The sequence below is a fragment of the Zhongshania borealis genome (assembly GCF_039539625.1).
Lineage (GTDB): Bacteria > Pseudomonadota > Gammaproteobacteria > Pseudomonadales > Spongiibacteraceae > Spongiibacter > Spongiibacter borealis.
The window spans coordinates 637,786-662,144 of the sequence record NZ_BAABDM010000002.1; the positions used below are offsets into that span (position 1 = coordinate 637,786).

A 24,359-nucleotide genomic window follows, 5' to 3' on the forward strand; every position below is an offset into this window, starting at 1 on the left:
GGTGGTTTACCTTGCTTGGGTGTATTCCAAGTTAATCAATCACAATAAAAAAGTCAAACATGATTGATTTTATTTTGGTCTACCACTACTCTTTTCGAATGCACCCTCAACACCATAATAAATTTAGGAAGGTTTTATGAGTCCAGTCACTAATCGCCAACTCTATCTGCACCAGCGTCCTGTGGGTATTCCGACGGCAGATGACATCCGCCTGCGGACGGTTGACATGACCACTGTCGGTGATGGTGAAGTGTTGATAGAGAATCACTACTTGTCCCTAGATCCAGCTATTCGGGATTGGATGAGTGGTAACGACACCTATATGGAACCTATTGGGATTGGTGAATGTATTCGCAGTACCACGTTAGGCAAGGTGCTTGAGAGTCGTCATCCTGATTTTGTGGCCGGCGACTACGTTCAAGGGCTAGCCGTCAATGGTTGGGAAGAATACACCATTAATCCCGGTGAGTTACTAAGTAAAGTGCCTAACGATGGGAAGTACCCGCCGCGCTATTACTTAAGTATTTTTAGTGGTGCCATGGGCCTAACACCGTATTTTGGCATGTTGGAATTGGGTTGCCCGGTCGCCGGTGACACCGTATTGATTAGCGCGGCGGCGGGGGCAGTTGGCTCTATTGCTGGACAAATTGCCAAGTTAAAGGGGTGCCGTGTTGTCGGCCTAACTGGCACCAATGAGAAAGCGGAATGGCTCGTTAATGAACTTGGCTTTGACGCGGCTATTAATTATAAAGAATGCGAAAACTTGTCAGAAGAAATTTCCAAGGTGTGCCCTGAGCGCTTAGACATATTTTTTGACAATGTTGGTGGCAAAATTTTAGATGCGGCGCTGCTTAATCTTTCCGATCATGCCAGGATCGTATTCTGCGGTGCTATTTCAAGCTATAACGCGAGTGAGCCAGTACCCGGTCCCTACAACTATTGGCAGATACTAGCGCACAGCGCCACGGTAAAAGGTTTACTAACCACTAATTATGTTGATCAGTTCGATCGCGCAAATACTGAAATTCGTGAATGGCTTGAATCAGGAAAACTGCGTTTTAGTGAGGATATTGTCGACGGCATTGAGAATACTGTTGAAGCCTATACACGGTTGTTTTCCGGTATGAATAAAGGGAAATTATTGGTGAGATTGGCAGCGGCAGATCAGTAATTAAGAATATTCAAATAATAATTCTGGAATTCGTGAGTTCTTTCTTTTTGATAGGTATCGGCTCGCGAATATCTCGCTTCTAATGTCCTTTAATATCTCCGGCTTCAATTGCCATCATTGCCTGCTAAAATTTAAAACAATCACTATTGTTTGTATATTGATACGCTGCTAGGATTCAAAAAAAATCAGTTCATATGATCGCTGCTCGATAAAAATAATTTAGGGGATAAGTATGTCTTTTATAACTAGTGATAAAAAAATTATCAGAAAATCGCTTTCGCTAATCCTAATGACTGGCGGTGCATCTGTGGTGGCGCCGGTCTATGGTGAAACCGGAAGAACGCTAGAAGAAGTGGTGGTTACCGCTCGGAAGCGAGCTGAAAGTATTCAAGATGTACCGGTGGCAGTAAGTGCGATCGCGGGCGACGACGTTAAAAATGCGTTCACACTCGACACTACCTCGCTTTCTCAGTTCGCACCCAATGTTGTAATGGACACTATTGAAGCCGGTACTCCAGCCGGCGGCGGGTTTTCTATTCGCGGTATTAGTTATCAGGATGTTGAAAAGGCGTTCGATCCCACCGTATTAGTGGCCGTCGACGGTGTACCGCTCGCCACCGGCACAGGTCAAGTTTTTGATTTGCTCGATATTGAACGCATTGAAGTACTGCGCGGTCCCCAGGGCACCTTGTTTGGTAAAAATGTGGTTGGCGGTCTTATTAATATCCATCGCGAGAAACCAAGAACCGATGAAGTAAGCGGGAAGGCGCGTGCTCGTGTTGGTACGTATGGCAAACAGGATCTTGAGCTGCTTTATAACTACGGAGAAGAGGATTGGGCGGTGAAGCTAACAGGCGCCAGTCTCAATCAAAGCAAAGGTTACACTAAGAACGACATCGCCGGGGATATGGGTAAGAAAGATACCACTCGCGCCGGTGTGCATTGGTTGTTTGATGCGTCTGAGCGCGTCACTCTGCAGGCTCAGTATAACTACACAAATATGGAAGGAATTGCTGCGGCTACTCTCGCAACGTCTACTGATAACGCCGACGTCTTTTGTGGCATGTATCAGGCGAATGGCTATGAATGTGGTGGCGAGTTTGGTGATACTGTTCGCCCAGTAGGTGAAGGCTCAGATCGCCGACGTAGCTATGCAAATTATCGTGGCGGGGTTGGGCTTGAAACACACCAGGCAATTTGGCAGCTTGACTCGGAACTTAGCGATACCCTGATGCTGACCTATCTAGGTGGTTGGTTGACATCTAACGACGAGTACAAGGCGGATTTCGACGGTTCTGCCGCGACGCTCTACCATGTGAATCGCTACGGTGATTACAGTCAAGTGACGCATGAAATTCGTATTAGCAGTGACGCTGGTGGAAACTTGCTTTGGCAGGCAGGGGTCTTTAGTGCAAATTCAGACGCGACATCTAATCAGCTCTCGCAGGTTTTTAGTACAACGTGGACGCCCTTAGAAGAAACTGAAACTTCTTCCGAATCGCACTCTGTTTTCTTCGAGGGTGATTATTCAATGCTCGGCAGCAAATTAACGCTCACAGCTGGTACGCGTTTTATCACCGAAACGAAGCGAATGGATCGTGACGTGTCTGATCCTGCGACAAATGTCTACTCAGTTGGGCCAAATGCCGGTGGCGAACGTACTGATAACGATTGGATATATCGTTTTGGCGGGCGCTACCAATTCACCGAAGATCTGATGGCCTATGTGACCACCTCTACTGGCTTTCGCAGCGGTGGCTTTTCGCCGCGGGCCTCAACTCAGGCGTCGCTTTCTGAAGGCTTTGGTCCAGAGACCCTGACCAACTACGAGGCGGGCATTAAGTCGACCGTCTTTGAGGGCCGCTTGAAGTTAAATGCAACGATATTCCATATGGTCTATGAAGATATGCAGACAGAGGTGTCGTTACCCGCGCCGAATGTGGCTACCGGGAATGAGTTGGCGATTCGGAATATTGGGGAGGCCGAGTTTGATGGCGCTGAATTGGAGTTCGATTTGCTGTTAAACGATTGGTGGCGTTTCTCAGGTAATGTCGGTTATTTAGACGCGAATTACACTGAATTTGTCGCCGATATCTACGGCGACGGTATTGTGGCCGATGAGTCTGATTTAAATATACGTCGCGCGCCAGAGCTTACTTATTCGGTCCAGAATGTTTTGGATTGGTCTGTTGGTGGCGGTCTTGTCAGTTGGCGGTTGAGCTATTCTTGGCGTGATGATTACGAGTCGACATTGACTAACCATCCGGGTACTCAAATTGAAGCCTTTGGCTTGCTAGACTCTTCGCTTACGTTTGAGCGTGATCAGTGGCGGATATCCTTGTTTGGGCGGAATTTGACTGATGACGATAGCTACAGTCATGACTACGTTGTGACTCCGAATCGCCCGCAGCCAGGGGTTGATAACCCGGGATCATTGTGGAAATTTGCAACAACAAGATCACCGCGCGAGTTTGGCTTGGAAGTGGCGTACAGTTTTTAATCGTAATGTGTTTTCAAATAGTTAAATAAGGTAATCTTTCTGAGCAAAGATGCAGTGGATATACTCTCCTGCATCTTTTTTTATGCAAGTTAATATTTTACTGAACAGAAATTTAACCGGGTTTTGGAGGAGTATGTTATGGGTGTGCAGTCGCATTCATGGGTGATTGATCATTATTTGAAAGATCGACTCGATGGCTCGGAGCTGTGTTGGCTTCCCCGCACTTTGCCCGAAATTCAGCCGGGTCAAGTCTTGTTGAAAACCTGTCTACTCTCGCTAGACGCATCGAATCTGCTGTGGTTAAGTGAAAAACGTGACTACCTACCACAGCTGCAAATTGGCGATGTAATGCGTGGCAATATTATTGCGCGCGTTGAGACCTCGACACATCCCAGTTATACCGAAGGTGAGTACCTACTTAGCATGCAGGGCTGGTCTGAATACACCTTGGTAGACGGCGAAGAATTGTTGCGTGACCAGCTAACGGTCAAAATTAAGCCGCATCCCGATGTGCCCTTAGACGCATACGTAGGTACATTGGGTATTACGGGCTGGTCGGCCTACATCGGTATGATGGAGATCGGCAGGCTCAAAGCTGGCGAGCGCGTATTGATTAGTGGCGCCGCTGGCGCGACCGGGATAATGGCTGCGCAAATAGCGAAGGCGGCGGGTGCTATTGTCTACGGATTGGCCGGCGGTGCCGACAAATGTCAGTTTTTAGAAGAGACGATTAAACTCGACGGCACCATCGATTACAAAGCCGAGCCAAATTTAAAGCAAGCAATAGACGATTTAATACCTGATGGCGTGCAGGTATTTTTTGATAACGTGGGCGGTGAAATACTCGATGCTGTGCTTCCCAATATGTGTATCAATGGTCGAGTGGTGGCTTCTGGCAGCGTGTCCCAGTATGGGCGCGACGAACAGTATGGGGTGAAGAATTTTCCGTTAATTACAACGAAACGGCTGCGCATGGAGGGCTTTCTGATCCTGGACTATTTACAGCAAATCGATGAGGTTTTGGCGACCATGGAGGGATGGTTGTTAGCAGGTAAATTAATTAATAAGAATCATATTGTTCAGGGCCTCGAGAATGCGCAGGCTTCTCTCAGTCATTTAGTGACTGGCGGAAATATCGGTAAATTGGCAGTGTATGTGAGTTAGGAATGCGTTTAATAAGTCGCAGTCCAGTACTGCTGCCATAAAGGCCGTCGCGACATAGTCAGGCTTGTTACAGTTGATTAATAATTGTACAAAATAATGTCACGATCGAGCGGAGTGGCTGTCTCTGAACGCGTGATTTAGGGTATGGTACAGGTGTGTCGTATGACTCTTTCTTCACCTTAAGCCCACTAGGCTTTCGAGAGGCTGCCGCGCAGGAAATGCTAACAATAATGAAATCCAAGCGATGTTCGAGGAGATTTTTCACATGCGTAGTTACCAAAAATTTTACATTAATGGCGAGTGGATGCAGCCAGAAGGCGTGCGTTTGCTCGACGTGATTGACCCCAGCACAGAAGAGGTGGCTGGTGTAATTTCACTGGGTAGTCACGCTCACGTTGATCAGGCGGTTGCGGCGGCAAAGGCGGCCTTTGACGCATGGTCAAGCACCACACCCGCGTACCGGGTCAGTATTTTAGAGCGTGTTTGCGAAGTGTACGGCGCGCGTATGCAAGATATTGCTGAGGCGATTAATGAGGAAATGGGTGCGCCACTGACCAGCCTCGCCATAGATGCACAGGCGCCGTTGGGGCTTGGCCACTTTATAACGGCCACCGAAATATTAAAGAATTATGCCTTCGAAGAAAAAAGAGGGACTACGACCATCGTGCGTGAGGCAGCGGGTGTGGTGGCGATGATTACCCCTTGGAATTGGCCGATCAACCAGATCGCCTGCAAAGTAGCGCCGGCCTTGGCGGCCGGTTGTACCATGGTCTTAAAGCCCAGTGAAATCGCTCCGTTTTCGGCTTATTTACTGGCTGAAGTACTCCACGAGGCAGGCGTACCGCCCGGCGTGTTTAACCTAGTGAATGGCGATGGTGCGGGCGTTGGCGCGTATTTAACGGCTCACCCAGACGTTGATTTGGTCTCGTTTACGGGCTCAACCCGTGCGGGAAAAATGATTGTTAAAGCGGCAGCTGACACTCTTAAAGGCGTGGCGCTGGAGCTTGGCGGCAAGTCGGCAAACATCATCCTTGACGATGCAGATCTCGAAGAGGCAATGAGTAAAAGTATTGCCACAATGATGATGAATACCGGCCAGAGCTGTAATGCGCCGTCGCGGATGTTGGTGCCTGAATCAAAAATGGCGCAGGTCGAAGAGCTTGCGCGAGATGCCTGTGCGGGTGTTGTGGTTGGTGATTCGCGAGCGGCGACCACCACTATGGGGCCGCTTTCCAGTAATGTGCAATTTGAAAAGGTGCAGGGACTGATCCAGACCGGCATCGATGAAGGCGCCAAGTTGGTGTGTGGTGGTCCCGGTCGGCCAGAAGGCATATCAAAGGGCTATTTTGCCAAGCCAACGGTATTCAGTGCGGTGAATAATCAAATGGCCATCGCACGCGAAGAGATCTTTGGTCCGGTATTGTGCATTATTCCCTACAGCACCGAGGAGGAGGCAATCGCGATTGCTAACGACACACCATACGGCCTTTCTGGCTATGTGTTCTCCGGCGATAACGCTCGCGCCAGTCGTGTGGCGCGCCGTTTGCGCACGGGTAATGTTCACTTAAATGGCGCCCCAGTTGACTTAGAGGCACCTTTTGGTGGCTATAAGCAATCTGGTGTGGGTCGTGAGTGGGGTGTTCATGGCTTTGAAGAGTTCCTTGAAGTGAAAGCGGTGATGGGCGATAACGCAGCTTAAGCACAGGGTGGCTTGTTTGCTTGTCGACAGTAGCATTTAAATTATCGCTTTTGTCTACCTCAAAAAGGCGGCGCTGATTTCTTGGCGTCGTCTGTTTCCTCTTCCTCGCTCTCGATTCAAAAGATTGCCTATCAATTGGTATTTACGCCTTTGGTAAAAGGCTTGAATTACTTCCTGAATAAATTACTCCATCGCTATTCTGATTTTATTGTCTGCTAACCCCCTAGTTAAGGGGGTGTTGGCGTGGATGCCCTCGTTGTTATGCTTTTGTTATTGTCTTTTAATACGAGTTTGCACCAATGAAAAAAATTATTCCCTTGGTATTACTTTCTACATTTCTGTTTGGCTGTGCTGGTGTTGGGGCCAAAAAGCAGGCCGATCCGGTGTTGCTAAGCAATGCGGAAGTTATTGCAGGTAAACGTCAGCTTTTATTGGGTGATTTTAGGGTGAGTTTTATCACCTTCGATAAAAGCTCTGCCAAAGCAGAGAGTCCGATGTTTAGCTCAGACAGCGGTTATGCACGTAGTACGCTGCGCGCGAAATTGGCGGGTGTGCCCGATAGCGTTATGCAGGAGTTGACTGACGCGGCCTACCAAGACTTTGTTAGTAAGCTTAAGGCAAATGGTTATAGCTTAGCCGATGGCAGTGTATTAGCGGCTAACGGCGAGTGGCAGAAACTGGATATGGAAGCCAGTCCGAAGAAAATCACTTCGTCATTTAAGGCTATAACCGGTGGAAGCCAAGAGAGCGCTACGTTTGCACCGAGCGGTAACTCTTTGATTAAGATGAGCATCGGTAAGATGATGCCCTATCAAGTTTACTCAGCGGCAAATGAACTGGGAATGCCAATTGTGAATGTGAACTACACAGTCCATTTTGTGTATTTCGGCAGCGAAACGGATTATAAGGCGAATGCCTATACCGATATCAAAGGTGCTGAATACTCTGCCGAAGTCTCTGCAGGGCAGGGGATTCAGGTAGTGCCGGGTTCTGGTTTAGATTTCATCATGGGCGTAACCAGCACGTTTAGTCACCCCAACGCTGAGATTAGAATTGGTGCTCCCGTCGTCGTTCCTGGTCCTTTCGGTCGTAGCAATGACGCCACAAGTGGTTTCCAGAAAGCCGCGAATACTTTCTCGGCAGTAATGGGCATGGTGAGCGGTGGCGCGTCGTCGGCGAAAGATATTGATATCACTGCCGACCCAGATGTTTTTGCCGCCAACGCTAAGAAGGCTCTGTTTGAGGCGAACCAGCGTTTAACGAGCGCATTGGCTGCGGCAAAGTAAGCGGCTAACAGTTTGGCAGTTTCAGGTCTGGGGCTGCCCCTCGTTATTCTAGCCAGCTCGGGAAGTAGCCGAGTTGATCAAGCACTTCGGTATCGTGAGCGGGTACAATAACAACGTCAGGATACCGCCGCGAAAATTCAGCCAGTTGATTTACGCGCTCTTGGGTGGCGGCCGTATCGTCATCTACTAGCCATCGCGCGACCCATGATTTAGGCGCCGCGCTTTCTAGAGCCCGCGCTCGCCATAAAGTGTCGCCACAAAGTAAGTATTCACTGCCGCTGCGGGTGCGTAAATACAAGCCAACTGAGCCGGGGGTGTGGCCGCCTTGGTCGACCAGCACAACCGAGCCATCGCCGTAGAGGTCTAGGCTTTTTTTGTAATTTCGCCACGGAGTGTCTGTTAGGGTGTACTCGTGCCAGCGTAAATCCGGGTTGGCGAATTGGCTTTGCATAACATTTCCCTCAGCAATATAGGCATGCTCTTCTGGCAGTGCCCACACCTCTGCATTAGGGAAGTCAGTCACCCCACTGGCGTGATCCCAATGGGTATGACTGAGAATTATCTGATTTGGTAGTGTTTGGTGATTGGCTTCAAGTTGGTCACGAACTGGCTTCACCGGGTCATATTTAAAGGTGGGCCGCATCCACAAAGGCATATCTGCTTGGTACTGCTGTTTAATGTTGCGGCCTAGACCGGTATCAAATAGAAAGCGGCCTTTAGGATGATCCACCCAAAAACGCGACATAGGACATCCGCACCTTGCTAAACCAGCTCCCGCCAGAATACGACAGCGCATCAAGGGTGTTTGTCCCTGAGGTGTTGATAACCGCGAAGCGCACGGTTTGCTCGGACTCCTCAGAATGGGCAAGGGCGGAGGAGAGCAGTGCAACGGTGAGCGTAGCTGCTGTGATCAAAGTCTGCATACAGTGCATTAATAGGGCTCCCGAAAAGGCGGGGCTAATGATCGAAGCCTGATGACTGGGCCCAGATAATTGTTATTGTGTGTTAGCGATCAACGCGCGTGCCTCGTTCTCGTAAGTCCGTTTTACCGCGACCTGTAAATACTGCTTTGCTTTCACTGCGGCGAGTTTAAGTTTCCCAGCGCTTTGAGCGCTCAGTGCATAGCGATACCAAAAGGATTCTGGTTTCTCGAAATCCATATCTTCCAGTTTTTTAAACGCAGCGAGGGCGGCTGAATGATTCCCCACTTTTAAAGCTCTGGTCAATTGGTAGAAATATTTGTGTCTATTCTCTTTTGGGCTATTCCAGTTATCGGACTCCAGAGTGAGGGAGGCTATTTCTGAATCCGTAAAATCATACCTAGTGTCATAGCTTTCCCCTTTATATGCAGCATTGAATTGCACGCTTAATGTTGTCGGTTTTGCAGGCCATTCTTGCACTTTTTGTTTGACATAAATTGAATCGGCACTTGACCATAACTTCTCTGAGGGGGTCGTATAAATATCGCCTGACGGCAGTTGTCCTGATAATGCCACATTGACAGTAGTGCCGTAAGGCAGCCTTGAGTATGTTTTTTCCTGAATATTACCATTTGGCTGCTCATTTTCTCTTTTACTGTTTGAGTAGTTGCTCCAATCTGTGGTCCAACCAAAGCACTTCGTAATATCAAAAATACAGGCCATCCAGCCTATGACGGGGAATAGAATAAAGTCCCATTTTGGGCCGAAGTGCGTACGATCGTATTCCTTATAATGCTCAAAGTCGTATTCTTGCAGAATATAATCTGTCTGTGGAGAAAAGCGTAAAGATCCATTGACCACACTGAAATCGACGAACTCGATATTGCGAACATTATCCTCCTTCGCTTTAGAGTCGCTGTCCCAGCGCTGCTCTATCCCGACATACTCAGTTTTGAATTCAAGGCGGCTGGATGGACGCGTGGCACATGCTTGTAAGGTCATTAACACGGCGATGGCGATTAGAATCTTAGCGGCTTGTGTTGTAGGCTTATTCATAATTTTTTCGCGTTTCCATTGAAAGTCTGACTACTCGTTGTCACTGACCGCGTTTCGATCTGCTGTGTAAATTTACCAAGGGCTGTATTTAGCTGTGTCGTTATCAATACGGACCGTAGTATTAATTTGATCTGAGTAGACATAAATGCCTCTTACGATAGCTGTAGTGTTTTTCTTCACCGATCGGCTCACCATTGGGAGTGTAAGCTTGTGTAGATCCGCTTATTACATCGTCTTCCGAACAATTCCCTCTTTCGATATCGTATGTTTCACTGCTTATGTAATGACCATCTTCAAATTTAAAACTGATTGGGCTTCGCGCTAAAACGGTACCGCTTTCGTCAATCAGTTGGGCTCCTCGATTGCTCTTTACAATTGCACGATCTAATTCATCAAAAGACGTTGCGGCACTGTATTGGAAATCAATCACTGTCTCGCCTTTGGAATTGATATAGCCATATAGATCATCTTCGCTCGCCAGTATTAGACCTTGCGGTGAGAAATAAGATGACTCAAGCTTGATGCCATAGAGTCGATCATGCTCGTCGCCGGTGGGGGTAATTGACAGAAGGCGATCATTTTTTTCAACCAGCGCATAGCCATCTTTAAATCTAGTCGCTTCCGAGTATTGGGCCTCGATAACGACATCACCGTCTAGTTTATAGCCGTAGCGGCCATGTTGTTCAAAGCGCTCCAGCCCCTGCCATTTTGCATGACATTCTTGAGTCCGCACTAAAAGGATTTTCAGCTTTACAGGCATCTTTTCAATGCAGGCTTCGCTATTGCGTGTGGCGAGTAGGTATTGCCTGACTAAACTGCCATTTTTATTTTTAGATTGCTCGTCGCCGTTTTCTATGTCGCGACGGATTTCCGTAAGAGCCGACCGGTCATCGATCGACTTGTTAACTTGTTTTAACTGGGCATCAAATGCAGCATCGCTAAATAAGGAATCTATGTCATTAACCGCCACGACTTTTGCCGCCGCGCTGCGTTTCTCGGCAATTTTTTCGCGATCAGCTAAGCGCCGCTCTAATATAAAACGTTTCAATGGCCACAGGTTAACTTCGCCTTTTTCAACGGCGGCCCATCTCAGCCAAGATCGGTCCAATGCTGAAGCTTGTATAACGGCTTGGTGATAGGTTTTTTTTGCGGAATCGGCGTCTAAGTAACTGGGGCTGCGAACATCGCGAAGATTGAACTGTGATTGCAGGCTGTTTGTAAATGTATTCTTAATATCGTTTCGGATTAACTTCTGCCAAGCTGGGCTTCCGGTGACCGTGAAGCTCCATTCATTACTGCCCGGCGGGTCGAGATAGCCGGGATCACAGGAGATGGCCGTCCGGCCGCCTTGGCCTATCTGGAAAATAAGCTGGAGTGAAAACAGGCGGGTCTTTTTGAGTGCGTCTTTGGGGAAGTAGCTGGGAGGGTATCCTTCACCGTCAATGCGAGCGGATTGAATCGACCACTTGGCGCGACAGGCGATAAGCGGCTCCCCCATTAGCATATCAGCCGCAAACTCAGGCTCAATTTTAACGCGTAAGTAATCGTCGCTGTTGTAAGAGTAAACATCGATGACAATCGGCTCAATAGCAGCGAAGCTTGGCGCAGAAGACAAAACCAACAGAAATACAGCAAAAATCCGTAAACGCATAATCGATGTTCGTTCCTTTGAGTTACGGAGGCGTGTGTTTGCCGTCCTGAAAGCCTATTAATCTTAGAGGATACTGAGGGGGTGATCAAACGTTGTGCGGCATAAGTAAGTCGGTTTGGTGGCATATACACCGCTTGTCTATAGAGAATACCGAGTCCAGGCTAAATTGTTCTGCGGATAGAGGTCTTTGCTGAGTTCAGAATCAAGGTGCAAAGCGTGTGAATGGCGACGCAATATTCGACGGCACTTGGCAATATGCGGGCGACGGCGCGAATTGCGGTTTAGCGTAGAGATGTCTTTAGCTGAATGTTTATGTCCGCACATGACAAAAAAATTAGTCCAATATGACGATAAATGAAAATCCATTACCGCTTGGGTAGTAGCGGCGTTTCTGCGGTGAGTTACAGTCGTTATAATTGTGAATATAGCGCTCAAAGATTGTCGAATAGCAAATTTTAAGGGAAATTGTTCATGGAAATAAAAAGTAATACGCTAATGCGTTCCCCTCCAGCGGATTACTTTCCCGCAAACAGTGATAGCTGGTTTGTGTTGAAAGACGGCTATGACGCCGGAAAAACACTGTTCTACTACGACTACGTTTCAGGTCCCGGCGAACCAGTCGCGACTGTTCTGATGGTGCACGGCAACCCTGAGTGCTCCTATACCTATCGTCATATACGTGACCACTTAATTAAATCAACTAGCACATTTCGCATTATTGCGATGGACCATATCGGTTTTGGTTTGTCTGACGCGGCTGATTTTGAAATGGTTGATATGCACCACGCTGCGAATGTTCTGCAGCTGGTGCGCCATCTTGAGCTTGAAGATATCACCTTGCTTGTTCACGACTGGGGCGGGCCTATTGGTATTGGCGCTTTATTATCTGATCATTGGCGCGTTAAAAATCTGGTGGTGATGAATACTACAGTATTTCCAATGTCTTCCTCGGGATTTACCTATCAAAACTACCCGATTTCCTGGTTCCCGTGGAGCAGCGTGCCGCGTTTTATACCCGATTCCTTGTGGGGTGGTGTGGCTGGCTACGTGGTGTCCCATGCCGAGCCCCAGAGTAACGCCACGTTTTTTTGTGGCGTCATTGGGTCTATATTGAAATTCCGATTCCGACGTTTTGCTAAAGGGAGTCCAGAGTATGTCTGGTCAGAAGTCTTACGCAGCCCGAGTAACGTAAAAAGCTCTAAACGAAATGTACTGCAAACGCCGGTATGGGGGCATGGCTATACCTACAATGATCCACGGCACGGCACCCAAGATAATCATAGCTTTTATGAATTTATTCAACGTGAAATTCTGGCTCAATGGGGCGCCGCCGGACGCAATATCCCTATTTGTGGGTTTTTCGGGAAGTGGGACCCCTGTGGCAAAGACGAAGTGGTTGCGCAGTGGCAGCAAGCGCTTCCGCAAATGAAGCAGCGCACGCATGAATTCCCTGAGGTTGGTCATTTTATTGAAGAGACCAAAGGCAAAGAAATTGCCGAGGGCATTATTGCTATGGCGAAGGAAAAATAGTCATTGGCGTGAGATCGGGGCAGCGATACTTGATTGCGGCAATACGCCGCAAAGTGCTACTTTTCCTGTTCCTCACGCAGTTTCTTTCTAATGCCCATTAGCATCTTGCCGAAGGCATTGTCGCCGCGCATGTCGCGGCCGCTTCCCCAAAAGTAGTCGTACTGACTCAAGTCCTTGATCTCCCTGTCGCCGGAAGCCAATAGTAGTTGAGCAACATCGGCATGTGTGCGCGCTTTGATGTACGTGGCGCGGGTCATGTACGTCACGCTGGTTTTCTTCCAATCCTTGCGTCGTTTGTGCTTCCTGCTTTTGCCCAACTTAGCGGCATCTGCAGGGTGCGGGGCCAGTCGGATCTGTTCGCGGTACTCGGCGTCATCAAATTTCATCGCCTGATAATAATGCTCTACCGACGGCCACTCGAAGCCATCTAGCTCGAAGCCGCGTTTAGCATAAGAGGCTAATAGGTTATTGCTGTCACTCCGGGTGAGGGTCAGCAGCTTCGTTTCTTTTTCATTAAACAGCATAGGGTATGTCCAGATCGAGGGGCGGTAGTCAGGATATTATATAGGCTTCTATGCGGATGTGATTATTGTGGCCGCGCCGAGGTTATCAATACGTATTAATGGTGTTCGGTGTAATAGTCGTAGTGCTCTTTAACATATTGATTTATATCATGTAAATGTTGTAATAACTTTCTGTGGCTCGCTGTTGACTCCGCTCGCGCGTACAGGCTCTTTTGTTCTTTAAGTCAAAGCCCGGCTTAGTTTGACTGGCATGCTAGTGGCTTTTAATGCTGCCAAAGGTGGTGTCGCTGGGTAGTATTTGGCCGTTCGCTGACGCATAATTCTGGGCTGCGACCACGGTAAGTACGACGATAGGCTCAGTAGATGGGCGTTATTGCGAGGTGAGTTACTGGGCCGCTGCTGTATGAATGAGCTGTATGATTTTACTTCGCGAGTACAAGTAGGCAGATCATAGGCTAATCTTCGCGCACTAATAGGAGAACGTCCTATCGGCTTCGTGGCCTTATTTTTGGTGACAAGTAAGGAATTACATTGGATGTATGTATTTTCGTTTAAGGAAATAATAACTGCATGACGCAGAACGCTTCTCCCCTGCCAATAGTAACAGTCGACGCGATCAATCATCGTTATACCGGTGCTGCTGAAGCCGCATTGAAAAACATTAGCCTGACGATTGCGGAGGGCTCGTGTTTTGGATTGCTTGGCCCAAACGGTGCGGGTAAAACAACATTAATTTCTTTGTTAACCGGTATTATCTCGCCGCAGCAGAACACTCAGCCCGGACAGCAAGGTCGTATTCACATTTCCGGGTTTGATTATTCTCGCGATGCAAAGAAGATAAAGGCCATTTCTGGTTTGGTGCCGCAGGATTACGCGTTTTACCCGGCGCTTACTGGGCGTGAAAATTTGCAGTTCTTTGCCGGGTTGTATCAAATAGCTCCTGCCGATATAGCTGCACGAATCGATTACTGTGTGGCGGTGTGTGGTTTAGAAAAAGTCTTGAATCAGCGTGCTGCAACGTATTCCGGTGGCATTAAACGCCGGTTAAATATTGGGCTGGGCTTGCTGCATAATCCCAGAATTCTCTATTTGGATGAACCCACCGTCGGCATTGATGCGCAGTCACGTTACTTTATTTTGCAGGCGATTCAGCAATTAAAAGCCAGCGGCATGACCATTGTGTATACCTCACACTATATGGAAGAGGTTGAGCAAATATGCGATGAGGTGGCAATAATCGATCATGGCGAAGTTCTGTTGCAGGCGCCCATGGCAACTCTGTTGCTGAATGAACGTCAGTTGGTGGTTACGTCAGCGCAACTGGTGTCGGCGGCAGCGCTATCGGCATTGCAGCAAAATCTAGCTGTTGACTGGGATGGAACGGAGTTAACGTTCGAACTTGGCGATGAGCAGCGGTTGTCCGATGTGTTAGCGCTACTTGAGCGCACTGGGGTTGTGGTTAGTAAAATGCATTTTGGTAGCTGTAGTCTTGAGCAAATATACCTGCACGCCACCCATCGAAATCTGAGGCAGTAACAGTGCAGTTATTGGCGATTATCCGTAAGGAATTATTACTGTTGTGCCGCGACTTACACGGTTTGCTGCTGCTGTTTGTTATGCCCTTGGTTTTTATTTTAATTATGTCGCTGGCGATGAAAAGCGATTTTGATCGTCGCTCCGGTGTTCAGCTAGATGTACTTGTCGCTGATTTAGAACATTCAAGTATTACCCAGAAAATGTTGGATAAGTTGGCGCAGAATGAACAGTTTAAGTTAATAAAAACAGAAGATCTCGACGACGGCGTTGATGTAGAGCAGGCGATTAAGAAAGATAAATTTAGTTTTTTGATTACGGTTGCCGAGCATGCGTTTACCGAAAGGGCAGAGGGTGTCGCCGTTGCCGATGTTTTGGTCGCGCCCGCCACCAGCCCGGCAATGACGCAATTATTGCTTGCGGCATTAATGTATGCGGCGGCGGAGCAAAATATGCAGCTGTCATTGAAGGCGCTGCAGGAATACTCACCTGAGTTGGAAGGTTTGAGTATAGTGCCAGATAACGCTAAACAAAACGAAAGCCTTATTTCAACGCGTTATGCATTTAGTGCCAAGGAAGTTACCGAGGCGCCAACGTCAGTGCAGCAGAACGTGCCGGCCTGGTTGGTTTTTTCGATGTTTTTTGTAGTGATACCGCTGGCCAATACCCTAATTAATGAACGCCAATTAGGTACCTTTCGACGCATACAAACTATTCCTGTCGCGAGCTGGAAATTAATTGCGGGAAAAATTATTCCCTACTTCTTTATTAATCAAATCCAAGTGGTATTGATGCTTATCGTCGGTGTGACCTTAGTGCCCCTGTTGGGCGGTGATCGTTTAACCTTAGGAAATTCAATTCCCGGTTTGGTGCTTATTTCTACTGCGCTAAGCGTGGCGGCATTAGGTTACGCCATGTTGATTGCCGTGGTGAGCCGCACAACTGAGCAGGCGACGACCATGGGTGGCGCCGGTAATATTATTCTGGCCGCGATTGGTGGGATTATGGTCCCCGCTTTTGTTATGCCAGAGTTTATGCAGGCATTTGCCGTTGTGTCGCCGATGTCGTGGGGCTTGCAGGGCTTTTTGGATATACTGTTGCGCGGTGGCGGGATTGCCGAAGTGTACCCGGAAGCTGGATCACTGTTTTTACTCGGTGCTGCTATGTTGGGTTTGGCGTTGCTATTACTGCATCGGCACAGTGAAATTTGAAGGAACGAATATTATGACTAATGCTTTGTCGCTGGTGCAATTAAAGCAGGCACTGAAAGTAATGATCATTGAAGAGTGTGATAAGGATGTCGAGGTCGACGACATTGCCGATGACGATATACTGTTTGATGGCTCGCTCGATTTAGACTCCCTCGATGCCCTGCAGATATGCATGGCAGTTAAATCTAACTACGGTGTGCGTATTGAAGGCGGCCCAGAAGCGAGGAAGGCCTTGCAATCAATTACGACGCTAGCACAAACCATTATGGCGCACCGCGTTTGAGTACTGCGCGACCACATAAGCAAGCTGTATTTTTAGGCGCGGGTATTCACAGCAGCCTTGGTAGGGGAGTCGATGCTAATCTCGCTGCGCTTAAGTCCCTGCCGCAAGCGCCGACCTTGCTGAACAATACCGTCACGGACGACACACTGCAGATCCCCTATAAACTATTATCTGCTGTACCCCTGCAAGATCAGAAACAGCGGCTGTATCGAGTTATCGACGATGTCGTCGAGCAAGCGCTAGCAGAAGCCGGTTTATCTCAACAGCAGCGTCATCACATGAATCTGTACTTGGGTTCATCGTCTTTTGATATAGGGGTGAGCGAAGCCGACTATCAGCGTCAGCTGGCTGGGGAGAGCGAATCTTGTCGGGCGCTGGCATTGCCTGATCCGAGCATGGCAAATTTGGCAGATTATCTGGTGCGGTCACTGGGCATACGCGGCGAAGACGTCAGTTTTAATACTGCGTGTACTGCCAGTGCCAACGCCTTAATGACCGCTGTGGCGCACGTTGAGGCAGGTTTGGTTGAGCACGCTCTGGTGTTGGGTGTCGAACTTTACAATGACGTCACCGCGCTGGGTTTTTACAGCTTAGATCTACTCACTCGCTCTGTTATGCGGCCATTTGATAGCGCGCGTGACGGGCTTGTGCTCGGCGAAGGCGTGTCTGCCTTAGTGATTGGCCGGGATCCTGGTGACGGACGGCGACGGTTTTATCTGCAGGGTGGCGCCAATCTTTGCGATACCTACAGCATTACCATGTCTAACGTCGACGGCAGTGCGATTGCCGAGGTAATGACGCGGGCACTGAACAATGCGGGTGTGAGTGCGGACGTGGTTGATGTGATTAAAGTGCACGGCACGGCGAGCCTTGCTAACGATGAAGCGGAATCCGCGGGCATGCACGCAGTGTTCCCACGGTTGCCCAGCGTTTGTGCTTTAAAACCTTTTATTGGCCATACGCTGGGTGCCTGTGGTTTGAATGAACTGATTTTGTTTTATCGCGCTATCGACGCCGGCTTTTTGGTTGCTACGCCGGGTATCAGTGCCGATGCCGGTGATCTGAACGTAGCGTTAAATCAGCGTTTACGACCAGTGGAGCCAGGCTGTTTTATGCTTAATTATTTTGGCTTTGGTGGCAATAATACGTCTCTGATTATTAGCAATCAGAATGAGCCGCGCAGGGACGATAAACTATGACGGTATACATCGTTGCTGTTGGTAATTATTACGAGCAGTACAGTGGCGAACTCCCGCCCTTGAAAAACTTGGTTCAAGAGACGGTGGGTTCCAATATACGCCGAGTTGGACGGTTTATTCAGTTGGCTTTAATTGGCGCAGGTCGGGCGTCTTCGCAGTTAGCTGATGACGCCGCGGTCTATCTCACCTCCGGCTGTGGCGATGTCGATGTTACGGTGAATGTACTCAATACAATTTATCGACAGGGCGAGGCGCCTCGACCGCTCAGTTTTATTAATACGGTGAGTAATGCCGCTTGTTTTTATATTGCCCAATCACTAGGGTTAAAAGGCGCAAGTAGTTTTGTCAGCAGTCGTTATTTTGCGGTGGAGACGAGTTTGCGGGTGGCGCTATTGGCGCTGGAGCAAGGGCAGCAGCAGGCCGCGTTGATTGGCGCGGTAGATATCGTGGTCTTGCCTATTGAGGAGCATAGGCGACGCCTAGGGCTTGGCGCGCAGACCGACGTCGCCGAGGGCAGTCACTGGTTTCAGTTGGTGTCCGATGCAAGTGATCGATCTGTGTTGGCTACGCTGGACGCGGTGCAACATTTTCCTGATCGCCAGGTCTTGGCGGCATGGTTGAGTGCGTTGACGTTTAGCGCAGAAGATTGCTTGGCCTTGGGGCAGATGATTGAATCGGCAGAGGCAGATCAGTGGTTGGCTGAAACTGGATTGTCGCAGTTTAATTTTTGCGAGAGCATTGCCCACTTTAATAGCCAAGCTGGCATTGTGTTTTGCGAATTTGTCCGCCGTGGGTGCGGCCGGTTAATTTATTTGAACCGCGATCCAGTGGGCCGTTATATGGCGGTGGTGATTCGCTGCTGATTAGCGGTATTGTTTTAATAGTTGCCACGCTTTGGCTTCTTGGTCGGCGCAGTTATTCAGTAGCGCAGCGAGTTCATTGCCGTTCATGTCTTTGCGGCCCTTGCACATCTTGCTGCTGGCTAAGGCAAACTGCCGCCATTCGTCACCGGCCTCGGCCATCATCTCCGCAGCTTCAGCCAGTAATTCATTGTTGAGCGCTTTCGCGGTTTCTTTAAGAAACGAGGCATAAATAAACCGAAAGCCTGCCCCGCCTGTGCCAATTTCTTCCTGCATCCGTACGATGTGACTGAGGTAGTGTGGCAAGTAACTTTCGCGTTTGTTGGCATCGCGGTCGAGTTTGATGATGCATTTACCCATGTGCCTAATTCCCCGCAGGCCGATGACAGGCAGCGGTGCGCCGGTCATCGTGCGATGGTTTTTCTTGATCGCCTTAACTGAGGCACTGGCCAAGTCAAAGCTTTGTGGCACGTGAGTGGGGTAGTACATCATGCCTTTGGCCGCGAGAGCGCCCTTGGCGAATCGGGCTTTTTTGAGCGAGGCGGCATCGCAGCGCACTACATCTTCAAATACTGGGTCACTGACTAAGTAGTCATCGCCGTCGCGGCCGTATACCAGTAAGTTGTGCGCGTTAAAATGAAAGCGCATGGCGTCAGGAAAGTACGGTAGCCAGAAAACCGAGGTTTGCAGACCGACAATGCGCCCCTGGTCGAGTTGTCGATCAAGCTCAGCCATGCCCTGTTCGGGATTCCTGAAGGTTTGATAGCGCATCGTTAAACCCAGTTGCTTATGGACTCCCTTAATAATACTGCGTGGTGGCATGCGATAGGCGATTAGCGGCATGCCAGATATTTTAACCAGTGGAATATAAGCAAAGGCTAGGGCGCTCGCCAAGCCAAACACCATTGGCTCCGACAGGCTAAGTCCGTTGTGGCTAAGTAGGCTGGATGTCGCACCACTTTCGCAGTGGGCAGATTGCTGGTGTTTAAACATGCGCTTGGCGGCCGTGAAGTGGGTGGTCAGGAAGTTGTTTTAACGTGTCGATATCAAGCCCCAAAGCTTCACTGTAGCGAAGCAGAAGTTTCGTGCTTAGTTTTTCAAATACTGGCGGTTGAAAGTGGCGACGAATTCGCCATTGATACAAACCGCTGATTTGTGAAAGCAGTGCTAAATCCATGCGTCGGTAACACATATAATATTCAAGTGCGGCTGTTTCGCCCCTACAAGCCCGCTGCCAAGCATCATCGCATTGCTGTTCGATCAGGCTCAGCGCCGATTGAGTTGCCTCGGCTTCGACCACCCAGCCGCTGGATTTCACCCCCACAAAATTGCCGTCATCGTCGGCAGCATAAATTAATTTGCGGGCATCGCCATAAGTGCTGTTTTCGTGGTCTTGTGGAACCTCGTTAATTTTCATGTCGCGACTAGACCACAGTTAAGTGTAAAAAAGCAGTGGAAAAGCGGCCGCTTTCAGGAATGTAGCACAGCAGCTTTTGGCCGGGTTTTAGCTCGCCGGAGCGAAATAAGGCTTCCAGCATAATGTAAATAGAGGCTGCACCGGTGTTGCCTTTAGTGGCTAAGTTGGTAAACCAACGTGCCATTGGGATTTCGAAATTTACTGCTTTTAAACCGTCCAACAATTTTTCGCGAAAAAAGGCAGAGGAATAATGGGGAATAAACCAATCGATTTCGTCGGCGTGCAGTGAATGTTTTTCCTGTAATTCGGCCAGTGGCTTTTCAACGGTGTAGTGAATGATATTGTCGTTGAGCAATTTCACGTCCTGCTTTATGGCCATCACCGAGTTCTCTGCGCAATCTCGCTGGCTAAAGCTTTGCCAGCCGGTCAGCGTATTGTCGTCGTTCTTTACCGCACCGGCGTACATACACGGCGCAATTTCACCGGCGTAAGAGATAATGTCTAACCAGTCGATACGAAGGGATAAACCATCTTTGGCCGGTGTGTTGCGCAGCAGCATGGCACCGGCGCCGTCGGACAGCATCCAACGTAAAAAGTCTTTTTCAAAAGCGAGCTCGGGCTGTTTCCCAAGATTGTTAACTTTGGCTTCTATTTCGTGGCTAAAGTTATCGGCTTTCATGCTGCCCGACGCTAAGTCCGAACCGGTCGCTATGGCATTCTGATGGACACCTGACAGCACGCCCATATAAGCATACTTGAGCGCGGTTACCCCGCTAATGCAAACGCCCGATGTGGCGACGGCCTCGCAGTGGTGTAGCTCGAGTTGGCCCTGCACCATCACTGCGTGATTGGGCATTATTTGATCGGGTATTGACGTACCGCAACTCAAACAATCGAGATCAGTAAGTGACCATTGGCTGGTATTAAGACCGCGAATAGCCTCTGCGGTCATTTCGGCATTACTGAAATTGGGCCTCAGCGTGTCGGGGTCGATTGCGTAGTGTCGGCTGGTAATCCCATTTGCGCGTAACACCAAGCGCCGGGCGCGTGAGGTTCGTTCGCCAACCTGCCCAAGGATGCGCTCCATTCCATCGTTGGTGACCGGGGGGTTGGGAAGAAAGGCGGAAATATCGGTGATATAAACTGCGTTATCACTCATAGCTATTGGTCCATTAAAAGATTTATTCGCCGGAAGGTGCCGCAAAATACTGCCGCTGGGCCGCAATGCGCTTCTTCATCAGTGGCGCGAATAGCCTTTTGAGAACAGCTGACACGGGCACAACGGTGAGAATGAGAGTAAGTAAAAAAATAATATAAAGAACAAGTACTGCGCGGCGCAGCAGTGTGCCGGGCTTGCCTAGTGCGCGCAGTAAGGTACCCCATAGGCGAAAGCTACGTATGGCAATGCGTTCAGATGCAATTAGGCGCTCACTAATGTTGACTGCGCCGAGGTTGCGCAATATTGGTCTGTTGTCTTCGACTGCTCTGGTGGGGAGTTGTTGAGCGATGGCGTCGCCAAAGCGTGATGCATTTTTAATTGCAGTAGGGCTGACACCGGCCGCAGGAATCAGGCCATTTAAAAAAGGGCCCTTCTTGCCGGTTAGCATCCATAGCGGTGTCGAGATAAATGTGGCAGCGCTGTGTGTGGGATCGGTGAGCACAATGTTATCAATTAACCTAGCGCCGATTCGTTTTAGGTGTTGCTTCATTTTTTCTTGGGCCATCAGCCACATATTACGACATGCAATGACGGTGATCACGGGAGTGTTGTGCAGTAATTGTTTGGCTTCGTTCGACTGCAGAAAGGCGGTAACAGGTTGTGCAGGTGATAAAAACCACACTGTGTAGGCCAATATTACTAGGTCATAGGGCTGGTCAAGCGGGCTGGCGAGTGGCGCGATGGGCTGTGGCTGGTCGTGGACGGTTTCAGGAAAGTGATCAAAAAAAGATAAAAATGGCCAAGGGAAGGGGTAGGGTTTAAGTGGGCGTAAACACTCAAACACCAGCTCAATATCTGCAGATTGTTGCAGGGGTGCGGTGATGGATCGCACCACATCAGAAAGCTGACCCGTTTGGGAGTAATAAATAACAAGTATCCGTTTGTTCACCTTAAGTAAGATCCTTCCTGACCCTAAGTGTTAGCGCGATATTATCGCACAGGCCCTATGTCAAACTCTAGTGGGTTTGAGTTTTAGGTTGCCCTCGGCCATCAGGGTTTTAACCTTCGTGCTATCCGTAGACGCGTCACCATTGGTAATCCAGCATTTAAAGCGCAAGCCGTTGTCCTTGATATCGGCAAAACCAATAGTGAAATCTTGCTCTGGCCGCAATGGGTGCAGAAATTTCAGCTTTTTGATGCCGCAGAGCTGCTGGCTTGGGTACCTATCTGCCAGCGCATTGAGTAGCTCGTTCAGTATTACCACGCCGGGCACTATCGGATAATTGGGGAAATGCCCCGGCAGAGCTGGGTGTTCTCGACGGATGCGGTGATTCGCGGGGTCTTTATTCGCAGTCATGGCCTTGGTCCGTAAGTCAGTGTTGGCATTATAGATCGCTGCAAGAGAGTGTTTCCATTACAATTCAAGGCGAATTATTTAGGGAGTAGTGTCGCGCGGTGGTAGTACAAGACGTGATAGAAGCGCAAGAACTTGCAACACTGTTGCCGCACAGCGGCGCAATGTGCTTATTGGACAGCGTGCGCAGCTGGGATGAGCGGACGATAAGCTGCCGAGCTGTGTCTCACCAAGATCCCAATAACCCCTTGCGAGATCGTGGAATACTGCCCGCACATGCTGGAATTGAATATGCTGGGCAAGCGATGGCCGTGCATGGTGGCTTATGTGAGCGCCGCGACACGAAGCCAAAGCTAGGCTATTTGGCCGTGTTAACCAATGTCGATTGGTATTGTTCCCGGTTAGACGACCTGCCTGAGGCATTAACCGTGATGGCAGAGAGATTGGTAGCGGCCGGTAATGGCTATAGCTACCATTTTGGCCTTTATCACCTAGACACCTTATTACTGGAAGGGCAGGCCGTGGTCGCACTGCAAGATGCTTAAAATAAAGTTTGGGATCGCTACGAGCATGAGTCGGCCACTTTGGTGTCCGGGGCAAATAACGAAGTCGTTAGCATAGCGACTCCACGGAAACAATAAACGCTAGGGAGACAGACCTTGCTTAAATGTGAAGTAATAGAGCCGCAAGGCGTAGCAGACGCAACTGTAATTTGGCTGCACGGATTGGGTGCCAGCGGCCACGACTTTGTTCCGATAGTGCCTCACCTGGTATTGCCAGATAAGCACCGTGTTCGTTTTGTGTTCCCTCATGCCCCAGAAATACCCGTTACAATAAACGGCGGTATGATAATGCCCGCGTGGTACGACATACTTGCTATGTCAATCGAGCGCGAGATTGACATAGTGCAGATAGAAGCGTCTTCTGCAGCGGTGAGCGAGCTAATTCAGCGTGAATTGGATTGCGGTATTGCGTCGGAGCGTATCGTATTGGCAGGCTTTAGTCAGGGGGGGGCTGTGGTTTACCACACAGCGCTTTCTTACCCCAAGCCCTTGGCGGGTTTAATGACTATGTCCACCTACTTCGCCACCGCCAAGGAAGTGAAACTCTCGGAAGCGAATAAAGCGCTGCCAATACATATATTTCATGGCAGCCAAGATCCCATGGTGCCAGAAAGCATGGGGCATACCGCCAATCAAATATTGCAAAGCATGGGCTATAAGCCTAAATATCGCAGTTATCCCATGCAGCACGAAGTTTGTGGGGAGGAAATAGTTGATATCGGAAACAGCCTAAAAGCGTGGTTGCAGTTGGTTTAGGCGGCTCGAGAAGTGAATTGCTCACGATAGAGGTGTGATGCCGCTAAATAGCTAGGGAATTGGTCTCTGAGGGCAGCACTCATTTCGTCTGTTTAAAAATACACCAGTAAAACCTGTTGGTCTCAAAATGGTCTCAAAATGGTCTCAATTTGGTCTCAAAGCGGATTTTGGCCAATATTGATAAGTAAATAGGCGAGGCTGATTGAGGCGGGAAACCCTCTCTGTTATAGTGTCGCGCTTCGTGAAGTACCCATTTCGCGCCCGTAGCTCAGCTGGATAGAGCGCTGCCCTCCGGAGGCAAAAATAAACGCCTCCTTTATTCCCTCTAGATCTACCTCAATAGCTATATTTTCCACTCGATATAGTAACTTATTGTTTTTAAAGAAAAAGAATAACCTACATTAGTTAACCCTATCTCGGCCACGAATCCCGAAAAATCAAATGGTTAAATAAACTCCCTTCATCTTGGTCGCAAATGCTACTCTAATTATGAGCGCTGCTCCAAAGTAGCGTTACAACCAAG

23 protein-coding genes are annotated in these 24,359 nt (G+C 49.0%); 13 read left to right on the plus strand and 10 right to left on the minus strand.

What is annotated here, in order from left to right; genetic code table 11:
* Window positions 1–136: 136 nt before the first annotated feature.
* The 5 genes from ABD836_RS09220 (at window position 137) to ABD836_RS09240 (ending at window position 7,820) form a co-directional block, all read left to right on the plus strand.
* Window positions 137–1,171 (plus strand): NADP-dependent oxidoreductase, encoded by a 1,035-nt coding sequence (locus tag ABD836_RS09220; protein ID WP_344934920.1) that lies wholly within the window; start codon window positions 137–139, stop codon window positions 1,169–1,171.
* Between the two features lie 232 nt (window positions 1,172–1,403).
* Window positions 1,404–3,671 carry a TonB-dependent receptor gene (locus tag ABD836_RS09225; protein ID WP_344934922.1) on the plus strand — a complete coding sequence of 756 codons (2,268 nt, stop codon included), beginning with the start codon at window positions 1,404–1,406 and terminating at the stop codon, window positions 3,669–3,671.
* Between the two features lie 138 nt (window positions 3,672–3,809).
* Complete coding sequence (locus ABD836_RS09230) at window positions 3,810–4,835, plus strand: MDR family NADP-dependent oxidoreductase (RefSeq protein WP_344934924.1); 1,026 nt, start codon at window positions 3,810–3,812, stop codon at window positions 4,833–4,835.
* A gap of 265 nt (window positions 4,836–5,100) precedes the next feature.
* Window positions 5,101–6,534, plus strand: a complete 1,434-nt coding sequence (locus tag ABD836_RS09235) for an aldehyde dehydrogenase family protein (protein WP_344934926.1) — start codon at window positions 5,101–5,103, stop codon at window positions 6,532–6,534.
* A 299-nt stretch (window positions 6,535–6,833) separates the two neighbouring features.
* Complete coding sequence (locus tag ABD836_RS09240; protein WP_344934928.1) at window positions 6,834–7,820, plus strand: hypothetical protein; 987 nt, start codon at window positions 6,834–6,836, stop codon at window positions 7,818–7,820.
* 43 nt (window positions 7,821–7,863) lie between these two features.
* On the opposite strand, the gene ABD836_RS09245 is transcribed toward ABD836_RS09240, so the two are convergent.
* From ABD836_RS09245 to ABD836_RS09260, 4 genes are all read right to left on the minus strand, one after another.
* Window positions 7,864–8,565 carry an MBL fold metallo-hydrolase gene (locus tag ABD836_RS09245; protein ID WP_344934930.1) on the minus strand — a complete coding sequence of 234 codons (702 nt, stop codon included), beginning with the start codon at window positions 8,563–8,565 and terminating at the stop codon, window positions 7,864–7,866.
* Window positions 8,537–8,752, minus strand: a complete 216-nt coding sequence (locus tag ABD836_RS09250; RefSeq protein WP_344934933.1) for a hypothetical protein — start codon at window positions 8,750–8,752, stop codon at window positions 8,537–8,539. Before ABD836_RS09250 ends, ABD836_RS09245 begins: the two co-directional genes overlap by 29 nt.
* Window positions 8,753–8,815: 63 nt before the next feature.
* The gene (locus tag ABD836_RS09255; RefSeq protein WP_344934935.1) at window positions 8,816–9,796 is read right to left on the minus strand and encodes a hypothetical protein; all 981 of its coding nucleotides are present in this window, start codon (window positions 9,794–9,796) and stop codon (window positions 8,816–8,818) included.
* 121 nt (window positions 9,797–9,917) lie between these two features.
* The gene (locus ABD836_RS09260) at window positions 9,918–11,447 is read right to left on the minus strand and encodes a WG repeat-containing protein (protein ID WP_344934936.1); all 1,530 of its coding nucleotides are present in this window, start codon (window positions 11,445–11,447) and stop codon (window positions 9,918–9,920) included.
* Between the two features lie 471 nt (window positions 11,448–11,918).
* Between ABD836_RS09260 and ABD836_RS09265 the strand changes: the two genes are divergently transcribed.
* Complete coding sequence (locus ABD836_RS09265; RefSeq protein WP_344934938.1) at window positions 11,919–12,977, plus strand: alpha/beta fold hydrolase; 1,059 nt, start codon at window positions 11,919–11,921, stop codon at window positions 12,975–12,977.
* A 56-nt stretch (window positions 12,978–13,033) separates the two neighbouring features.
* On the opposite strand, the gene ybiA is transcribed toward ABD836_RS09265, so the two are convergent.
* Entirely contained in the window at window positions 13,034–13,501 is a 468-nt protein-coding gene (gene ybiA, locus ABD836_RS09270) for a riboflavin biosynthesis intermediates N-glycosidase (protein ID WP_344934940.1), read from the minus strand.
* A gap of 570 nt (window positions 13,502–14,071) precedes the next feature.
* Here ybiA and ABD836_RS09275 point away from each other — a divergent pair.
* From ABD836_RS09275 to ABD836_RS09295, 5 genes are read left to right on the plus strand one after another with little or no spacing between them, the layout of a single operon-like run.
* Window positions 14,072–15,037: an ABC transporter ATP-binding protein gene (locus tag ABD836_RS09275; RefSeq protein WP_344934942.1), complete on the plus strand. Its 966-nt coding sequence runs from the start codon at window positions 14,072–14,074 to the stop codon at window positions 15,035–15,037.
* A gap of 2 nt (window positions 15,038–15,039) precedes the next feature.
* A complete protein-coding gene (locus tag ABD836_RS09280) occupies window positions 15,040–16,245 on the plus strand; it encodes an ABC transporter permease (protein ID WP_344934944.1) in 1,206 nt (401 codons plus the stop codon).
* Between the two features lie 13 nt (window positions 16,246–16,258).
* Window positions 16,259–16,528, plus strand: a complete 270-nt coding sequence (locus ABD836_RS09285) for a phosphopantetheine-binding protein (protein ID WP_344934947.1) — start codon at window positions 16,259–16,261, stop codon at window positions 16,526–16,528.
* Window positions 16,525–17,727 (plus strand): beta-ketoacyl synthase N-terminal-like domain-containing protein, encoded by a 1,203-nt coding sequence (locus ABD836_RS09290; RefSeq protein ID WP_344934949.1) that lies wholly within the window; start codon window positions 16,525–16,527, stop codon window positions 17,725–17,727. Before ABD836_RS09285 ends, ABD836_RS09290 begins: the two co-directional genes overlap by 4 nt.
* On the plus strand, window positions 17,724–18,590 hold the full coding sequence (locus ABD836_RS09295; protein ID WP_344934951.1) for a beta-ketoacyl synthase N-terminal-like domain-containing protein: 867 nt from the start codon (window positions 17,724–17,726) through the stop codon (window positions 18,588–18,590). The genes ABD836_RS09290 and ABD836_RS09295 overlap by 4 nt, the downstream gene beginning before the upstream one ends.
* Here the strand turns inward: ABD836_RS09295 and darH are convergent, their stop codons facing one another.
* Genes darH through ABD836_RS09320 form a run of 5 tightly spaced genes read right to left on the minus strand, consistent with a single transcriptional unit; the run spans window position 18,591 to window position 22,520 of the window.
* Complete coding sequence (gene darH, locus ABD836_RS09300; protein WP_344934953.1) at window positions 18,591–19,580, minus strand: BtrH-related acyltransferase DarH; 990 nt, start codon at window positions 19,578–19,580, stop codon at window positions 18,591–18,593.
* Window positions 19,573–20,004: a DarG family dialkylresorcinol biosynthesis protein gene (locus ABD836_RS09305; protein WP_344934955.1), complete on the minus strand. Its 432-nt coding sequence runs from the start codon at window positions 20,002–20,004 to the stop codon at window positions 19,573–19,575. Before ABD836_RS09305 ends, darH begins: the two co-directional genes overlap by 8 nt.
* Before the next feature lie 7 nt (window positions 20,005–20,011).
* Window positions 20,012–21,163, minus strand: coding sequence for a beta-ketoacyl-ACP synthase III (locus ABD836_RS09310; protein ID WP_344934958.1), 1,152 nt, complete (start codon window positions 21,161–21,163; stop codon window positions 20,012–20,014).
* A 22-nt stretch (window positions 21,164–21,185) separates the two neighbouring features.
* Window positions 21,186–22,112, minus strand: coding sequence for a dialkylrecorsinol condensing enzyme (locus ABD836_RS09315; protein WP_344934961.1), 927 nt, complete (start codon window positions 22,110–22,112; stop codon window positions 21,186–21,188).
* Window positions 22,113–22,172: 60 nt separating this feature from the next.
* The gene (locus tag ABD836_RS09320; protein WP_344934963.1) at window positions 22,173–22,520 is read right to left on the minus strand and encodes an ApeI family dehydratase; all 348 of its coding nucleotides are present in this window, start codon (window positions 22,518–22,520) and stop codon (window positions 22,173–22,175) included.
* 98 nt (window positions 22,521–22,618) lie between these two features.
* Here ABD836_RS09320 and ABD836_RS09325 point away from each other — a divergent pair, with 98 nt between their 5' ends.
* Both ABD836_RS09325 and ABD836_RS09330 read left to right on the plus strand, forming a co-directional pair.
* Window positions 22,619–23,062, plus strand: a complete 444-nt coding sequence (locus ABD836_RS09325) for an ApeP family dehydratase (RefSeq protein WP_344934966.1) — start codon at window positions 22,619–22,621, stop codon at window positions 23,060–23,062.
* A gap of 114 nt (window positions 23,063–23,176) precedes the next feature.
* Window positions 23,177–23,836 (plus strand): alpha/beta hydrolase, encoded by a 660-nt coding sequence (locus ABD836_RS09330; RefSeq protein WP_344934968.1) that lies wholly within the window; start codon window positions 23,177–23,179, stop codon window positions 23,834–23,836.
* Window positions 23,837–24,359 lie beyond the last annotated feature (523 nt).